Source organism: Protofrankia sp. Cr1 (genome assembly GCF_963555865.1).
Classification (GTDB): Bacteria; Actinomycetota; Actinomycetes; order Frankiales; family Frankiaceae; genus Protofrankia.
In genome coordinates, this window is sequence record NZ_CAUVXO010000162.1 from 1 (window position 1) to 7409 (window position 7409).

Consider the following 7409-nt stretch of genomic DNA (forward strand, 5'->3'; position numbering starts at 1 on the left):
CCTTGGTATCGGGCCGTTCTTCGTCCGGCGGCACCGGCCGCTTGGCAGCGCCGTGCACCGTGACGCACCGGCCGCCTTCGACCATTCGTCGGCCTACGGGCAGTGGGGCCCGGTCATGGTCGAGCTGGTGGAGATCCACGAGGCCGGCCCGGCGACACTCGCGACCGAGATACTCAGACGCGACGGCATCCACCATGTGGCCCGGTTCGTCGACTCCTTCGACGACGAGCAGCGACGGCTGACCGAACTCGGCTGGCCGGCGGTGCTGACGGCGCAGACGGCGCAGACGGCGAACGGACTCCGCTTCGCCTTTCATGACGCGCGCGCCGATCTCGGCCATCTGCTGGAGATCTACGAGCCGACCGAGGGAGTCCTCGCGCTGTACCGGCTCGTAGCCGATGCCGCCCGTGGTTGGGACGGCAGCAGCCCCGTCCGCGAATGGTAGGCGATGACGGCAACGCCCGGCTCGGCTGCGAGCTCGCAGCCGCCACGCAGCGCGTCCGGGGTCATATCGGGTGTGACAGCTCAGCACGGCGGCGCACGATCACGGGCAACGAGTCCAGGCCCCGCACCATGAAACTCGGGGTGTAGCGCAGCTGCCCGGGGTTGACCACGGCAAGAGAGTCGACGTGTTCCGCGAGTACCTGCAGGGCCGTCACGCCCTCGATGCGGGCAAGCCCGGCGCCCACGCACATGTGCGGCCCCTGGCCGAAAGCCACATGGGTCCGTGCGCCCGGACGGTCGGGATCGAAACCGTCGGGACCCGCGAAAGCCAGCGGGTCCCGATTGGCGGAGGCGAAGGACACCACCAGGCGGGATCCGGCGGGAATGTCGACACCACCGAGCCGGACGGCCCGGGTGACGCGACGGTAGGCGACCTGGGCCGGGGTCGACCACCGCAGCGCCTCCTCCACGATCGCGCCCGCCCGCTGCGGGTCGGCACGCAGCCGCTCCCACTCCCCCGGGTGCCGGTCCAGCAGGTAGACCGCTGCCGCGATCAGCCGACCGGTCGTCTCGTTCCCGGCGACCAGCAGCTCACGTACCAACGTGAGCAGGTGCGCCAGCTCGATCGGCTCCTCGCCGGGTCCGAGGTCGCCGGCGGCGGCCACCAGCTGCGACAGCAGTCCCTCCCCCGGCTCCTCGCGGCACCGGTCGACCTCGGCGGCGATCGCCTGCTGGTAGTCGAGGAGGTCCTCCTCGGTACTGATCCAGCCCGCCGCGTCCGGCCGGGCACCGATCGTCGCCGTGGCCGCGAGCGTCCACCGTCGGACATCGCCACGGCGTGAGTCAGCCAGCCCCAGCACCCGACAGATCGCCCAGGCCGGCAACGGCTCCGCGAATGCGGTGTAGAAGTCGACCTGCTCACCGTCGGGTAAGGCAGCGGCAAGATTATCGGCGGTCTGGCGGACCAGCGGCTCCATCCAGGCCAGCGCCCGCGGGGTGAACGCCTTGTTGACGAGCTTGCGCAACTGGGTGTGCCGGGGCGGATCATTGGTCCCGAGCGCCGGAACGTAGGGCCAGCCGCGGGCGCGGATCGCGGCCACCTCCTCGGCGACCTCCGGCGGCGGCGGTGCATGCTTGCTCAGGCCCGCGGAGGAGAAGGTCGCCGTGTCACGCAGGACCTCGCGGACGAGTTCGGCGCTGGCAACGACGTACCAGCCGTTGCCCGGCGCGAAGCAGACCGGTGCCTGCTCCCGCATCCGGGCGTACCAGGCCTCCGGCGCCGCGAGGAATTGCGGGCTGGACAGGTCAAGCCCGGGAAACGGACACGACTGGGCGTCAATGGTCATCTGCTGTCTCCATCTCGGGTGGACCGAGCAAGCCGGAAGAAGTGACCGCCCGCGACCGTGTAGCCACCGTCGACAGCGAGAACCTCACCGGTCACATAGCTTGCGCGCGACGAGAGCAGGAACACCACGGCCTCGGCGATGTCGTCCACCGTGCCGAGCCGGCGCAGCGGCAGCACCGCCGCCCGCCTGGCCCGGGCGTCGTCATCGCCGTAATGGGCGTCCGAGCCCGGGGTCGGAGTCGTGCCGGGCGCCACCGCGTTACAGCGGATACCCAGCGGCCCGAACTCCACCGCGAGCGCCCGGGTCAGCCCTTCCAGCGCGGCCTTGGACGCGCTGTACAGCCCGGTCCCGGGCGGGTGGTAACGGGCAGTGACCGAGGAGAGGTTCACAATGCTGCCGCCGCCCTGGGCCGCCATGATCGGCGCCAGCGTCTGGGACACCAGCAACGGCGCGACGACGTTGACGTCGAGGACTCTGCGCGCGTCCGCGGCCTTGGTGTCCACCAGCGCGCCTTCGATGACGAGGGCGGCGTTGTTCACCAGCATCGTGCAGTCCGGCGCGGCCTGCACCAGGCCTGCGACCGCGTCCGCATCGGTGACGTCGAGCACGACCGCGCGGGCGCCGAGATCGTCGGCGACACGGCGCAGCGACTCGGCCGCGAGGTCGACGAGCACCAACGTGTGGCCGTCGTGGGCGAGGCGGTGGGCCAACGCGCGTCCGATGCCCTGGGCCGCTCCGGTCACGACGACCGTGCCCGGCGGCTGGTTGTCGCTGCTGTCTGCCGACATCAGCTCACCGTCTGTTCCGCGGCGGCCAGGGACGCCACGACCGCGGCTGCGATGCCGGCGGCGTCCAGCCCCGCCCAGGCGGTGAGCGCCGCGGCCGGCCCGGACGTGGGGACCTCGGGTACAGCGAGGATCCGCAGCGGGGTCGCCGATCCCGCCGTGGCCAGGACGTCAGCCACGGCGCTACCCAGACCGCCTTCGCGGTAGTGGTCCTCAACGGTAACCACCAGCCGGGTTTCGCTCGCGGCGCGGGTAAGGGTCGCGGCGTCGATCGGTTTGATCGAATAGCAGTCGACGACCCTGGCCGCCACACCGGTACGCGCCAGGGTGTCCCGGGCCGCGAGCGCCGCATGCACGGTCACTCCGGACCCGACAAGGGTGACCGCGTCAGCCGGACCGGCGGCGAGAACCCTGCTGCCACCGATCGGGAAGACCTCACCGGGAGCGTAGATCACCGGTGTGCCACCTCGCGTCGTCCGCAGGTAGGTGAAGCCATCGATGTCCGCAGCGGCCGCGACCAGGGCTGCGGTCTGATTGGCGTCGCAGGGCTGGAGCACGGTGGAGCCGGCCACCGCGCGAAAGCACGCGATGTCCTCCAGCCCCATCCCCGACGGGCCGGACTCGCCTACCGACAGCCCCGCGTGCGAGCCGCACAGCCGGACCGCGGTCCGACCGATGGCGGCCATCCGGGCGAACTCGAACGCGCGGGTTGTGAAGGCCGCGAAGGTCGACGCGAACGGGGTGAAGCCGCGGGCCGCGAATCCCACGGCCGCCGCAAGCATCTGCTGCTCGGCGATGAACATCTCGAAATAGCGGTCGGGATGTGCCACGGCGAACAGCTCAGCGTAGGTGGAGTTGTTGGTCTCCGCGTCCAGCACGACGATGTCGTCGCGGGCATCACCAAGGGCGACAAGTGTCTGACCGTAGGCGAGCCTGGTGGGCACGACCGAGCCGGGTTCGTAGCGCGGCAGCGTCGGAGCCCCGATCCGCCGCGTGACCCGGGTCACCGCGCCGGGCGGCGGCGGCACGATCCGCGCGCTCGGGGAGGTCCCCAGCAGGGTCAGTGCGGCGTCGGGGTCGGCCAACGGACGGCCGTGATAGCCGTTCGCGCCGGCAACGGATCCCAGGCCGTGGCCCTTCTCCGTACGCGCGAGTATCGCCACCGGGCGGCCGTCGGGCGACAACGCGTCAACAAACGCCTGGTCAAGCGCTGCCAGATCATGACCGTCGACCTCGATGGCCCGCCAGCCGAACGCCTCGGCGCGCCGTGCATACACCGCAGTGTCGCCGTCGACCATGGTCGGACCGCGCTGGCCCAACCGGTTGGCGTCGACGATGACGACGAGGTTGTCCAAACGGTAGTGGGCTCCGTGCTCGAACGCCTCCCATACCGAGCCCTCGGCCAGCTCGCTGTCCCCGCACAGGACGAACACCCGCGCCGGGCTCGCCTCAAGGCGGGCCAGCGCCAGCGCCAGCCCGACGCCTGCGGCGACGCCCTGGCCCAGCGAGCCGGTCGCGACGTCCACCCAGGGCAGGACCGGGCGGGGGTGCCCCTCCAGGCGGCTACCGGGCTGGCCGTAGGTCAGCAGCTCGTCGTCGTCGATCGCCCCCATCGCCTTCAGCCAGGCGTAGAGCAGCGTGGACGCGTGGCCCTTGGACAGGATGAACCGGTCGTTGCCCGGGTGGGCGGGATCGGTGACGTCGTAGCGGAAACGGGAGCTGAGCACGGCCATCACGTCCGCGGCCGACGCGCCGGAGGTCGGATGCCCGGCACCGGCGCGGGCGGTGGCACGGACGAGATCGATACGCAGTTGACGGGCGATCTCGGCCAGGTCGGGCAGAACCTCGACGGTGGTCACTGCACCCCTCCTTTGGTCGGCTCAACGGTTGCTCGGCGCACCTGTGTCGGGCAGCCCGAAGGTGGCGTCGGGAACGAGAACGGTGATCTCACGTTCGGCCACGAGCCGCTCCATGTCGTCCTTGAAGCTCTCCATCGCGGGACTGCGCCGGTGACGCAGCCACGCCTGCTCGTTGCGGTACCGCTCGAACAGGACGTATGAGCCCGGCCGGTCACGGACTGCATGCAGGGCGAACAGGACGGTCTCGGGCTCGTTGCGGGCGAACTCGACCAGAGCCCGCAGCGCCGCGCCGAGCGCGGCCTCACATCCCGGGTGCGCCCGTACCACGCCGAGAACCCCGACCCCATGCTGTAACTCGCCGTCGGTCATGCCACGGCCGGCCCCGACGCACGGCCGGCATCCTCCGGCAGCTGTAGCGACATCAGCTCGAAGTACTCCGCCAGCCCGTGTTCGCCCAGCTCACGGCCCACACCGGAACGCCGGAAACCGCCGAACGGCGCTCGCACGTTGAACCGGCCGCCGTTGATCGAGACCTGGCCGGTGCGCAACCGGCGCGCCACCGCGACCGCGGCGGCGTCGTCCGCGGCGAACACCGCACCGGACAGGCCGTAGTCGGAGTCGTTGGCGACGGTGACAGCCTCGTCGACGTCCGCGACCGGGATGACCGCGAGCACCGGGCCGAAGATCTCTTCGCGGGCGAGGACGGCGTCGTTGCGCAGCCGGCTCACCACGGTGGGACGCACGAAGTATCCGCGGTCGAGCCCGGGCACGGGGCCTGGACCGCCGACGAGCACGGTGCCCTCGTGCGCGGCCTTGTCCAGATAGGACGCGATCGAACGCGCCTGCGCAGCCGAGGCCACCGGCCCGATCGTGGTGGCCGGGTCCAGCGGGTCACCCACGACGTGCGCCCCGACCAGAGCGATCAGGCGCTCCTCCACCTCGTCGAGCAGGTCGCGGGGGACCAGCAGTCGGGTCGTCGCCGAGCAGGTCTGGCCGTTGTTGACGAAGCAGCCGCGCACGGCGTTGTCCACCGCGCGGTCGAGGTCGGCATCCGGGCAGAGGATGAAGGCGGACTTGCCGCCGAGCTCCAGGGTCAGCCGCTTGATGCCGGGCGCGGCGAGCTGGGCGACCCGGGCGCCCGCGGCGCTCGACCCGGTCAGGCTGACCAGATCGACCTCGGGATGACTGACCAGGGTCTCCCCGGCCACGGCCCCGCGGCCCGTCACGATGTTCAGGACGCCGGCGGGCAGACCGACCTCGTGGGCGATGTCCGCGAGCACGAACGCGGCCAGCGGCGCGACGCTGCTCGGCTTGACCACCACGGTGCATCCGGCCGCGAGCGCCGGCGCGACCTTGGCGGTCAGCTGATACAGCGGGTAGTTCCACGGCGTGATCGCGCCGACCACTCCGGCGGCGAGCCGCAGCACCATCGACGAGCCGATCCGCTCGTGGGCGGGCAGCCGTTCGGCGACGTCCGCGATCGAGCGGATGACCGACACGCCAAGGCCGACCTGGACCCGCTCGGAGGTGACCAGCGGCGTGCCGACCTCACGGCTCATCATCGTCGCCAGCTGCCCGCCGCGTGCGTCCAGCCCGTCGGCGAGCTCCCGCAACAGCGCGACCCGGGCCTCGATCGGGCTCGTCGACCAGGCAGGGAAGGCCGCCCGGGCGGCGGTGACGGCGGCGGCGACATCGTCAGCCTCGCCCGCCGGCACCACGCCGATGGTCTCCTCGGTCGCAGCCTCGACGACCTCGATCGTCCCGTCACCGCTCGGTGCCCGCCAGCGGCCGTCGATGTAGAGCCCGGTCCTTCGGTCCATGCGCCGGTCCATGCGCTCCTCCGGGAACGTGGCCTGACTTTATCGAGTCGAACTCAATAAAGTATGGGACGCACGTCACAATAGCAGGAAGCTGACGCCGGCCACACCACTTACTTGAGACGGCCTTCAGGGACGGCACGAGACCGAACGTCGGACCACGGCCGACCTGCCTTGATGCGATCATGAACCTTTCGTCTCGCCGCGGCACCGGGAATGTCTGCGGGGCTCCACCCCGTTCGAACGGCTTGTACCGTTCCGACCATGGATCGCCGGACGCTGCTCACCCTGCTGGCAGTCGGCGCGGCGCAGGCCCTGACCAGTTGCTCGGGCGAACCTGCGACACCACGACCCAGCGCCGCCGGCGGGCCGCGTCCCATCGCGGCACCGGTGCCCGCCCCCGGGCGGACCACCGGGAATCCGGCCAGCGCGCTGCATGTCGGCCCGACAACCCAGCCGGCAATCCCACCGATCCCGCCGATCCCGCCGGCCCAGCCCGGCAGCCCGTCAGTGGTGTTCGGAGCGCCCGCACCGACCCGGCGGATCGCGATCACGATTGATGACGGATATTCGCCCGAGACCGTGGCCGGCTACGTGGAGTTCGCCCGCCGCTCCGCAATCCCGATCACCTTTGCGCCCAACGGTGCCTACCGGGCAATCTGGGACCGCCACGCCGACACCCTCCGTCCGCTGATCGAGGCCGGCCAGGTCCAGATCGCGAACCACACCTGGACCCACCTGAATCTGCTCGGTCGCCCCGACGACGCGATCCGCGCGGACATCGACAGGAACGAGGAGTGGATCGAGCAGACCTTCGGCATCGCCTCCCGTCCCTGGTTCCGACCGCCCTACGGGGCACACAACGCACACGTCGACGCCCTGGTGGGCGAACTCGGCTTCACCAGGATCCTGTTGTGGAACGGAAGTTTCGGGGACTCGACGTTGATCAGCCCCGAGCAGCTCATGGAACTGGCCCGCCGCTACCTGCAGCCAGGAACAATCATGATCGGTCACGCCAACCACCAGACGATCCTCGGGTTGTTCGACCAGATCCAGCAGCTCATCGCCGACCGCAAACTGGAACCGGTGACCCTGGACACCATGTTCCAGACGTCCCGCGCCGTCGGCTGAACCTGTGCTGGGACCTGCTCTGGGACC

The 7409-nt window shown here is 70.9% G+C and carries 7 protein-coding genes; 2 read left to right on the plus strand and 5 right to left on the minus strand.

From position 1 onward, the window contains the following. Positions 1–445: VOC family protein (locus U9980_RS14155; RefSeq protein WP_322768340.1), on the plus strand; the 445-nt coding region annotated here is incomplete at its 5' end. 61 nt (positions 446–506) lie between these two features. Here U9980_RS14155 and U9980_RS14160 read toward each other — a convergent pair. The 5 genes from U9980_RS14160 to U9980_RS14180 are packed head-to-tail and all read right to left on the minus strand — an operon-like array spanning position 507 to position 6254. Continuing rightward, complete coding sequence (locus U9980_RS14160) at positions 507–1790, minus strand: cytochrome P450 (protein ID WP_322768341.1); 1284 nt, start codon at positions 1788–1790, stop codon at positions 507–509. Further along, positions 1787–2578: an SDR family oxidoreductase gene (locus tag U9980_RS14165; protein WP_322768342.1), complete on the minus strand. Its 792-nt coding sequence runs from the start codon at positions 2576–2578 to the stop codon at positions 1787–1789. Before U9980_RS14165 ends, U9980_RS14160 begins: the two co-directional genes overlap by 4 nt. Continuing rightward, positions 2578–4434, minus strand: a complete 1857-nt coding sequence (locus U9980_RS14170; protein ID WP_322768343.1) for a transketolase — start codon at positions 4432–4434, stop codon at positions 2578–2580. Before U9980_RS14170 ends, U9980_RS14165 begins: the two co-directional genes overlap by 1 nt. A 21-nt stretch (positions 4435–4455) precedes the next feature. Beyond that, entirely contained in the window at positions 4456–4803 is a 348-nt protein-coding gene (locus U9980_RS14175; RefSeq protein ID WP_322768344.1) for a putative quinol monooxygenase, read from the minus strand. Beyond that, a complete protein-coding gene (locus tag U9980_RS14180; RefSeq protein ID WP_322768345.1) occupies positions 4800–6254 on the minus strand; it encodes an aldehyde dehydrogenase family protein in 1455 nt (484 codons plus the stop codon). The genes U9980_RS14175 and U9980_RS14180 overlap by 4 nt, the downstream gene beginning before the upstream one ends. A 261-nt stretch (positions 6255–6515) precedes the next feature. Here U9980_RS14180 and U9980_RS14185 point away from each other — a divergent pair, with 261 nt between their 5' ends. Then, positions 6516–7382, plus strand: a complete 867-nt coding sequence (locus U9980_RS14185; protein ID WP_322768346.1) for a polysaccharide deacetylase family protein — start codon at positions 6516–6518, stop codon at positions 7380–7382. Positions 7383–7409: the final 27 nt, after the last annotated feature.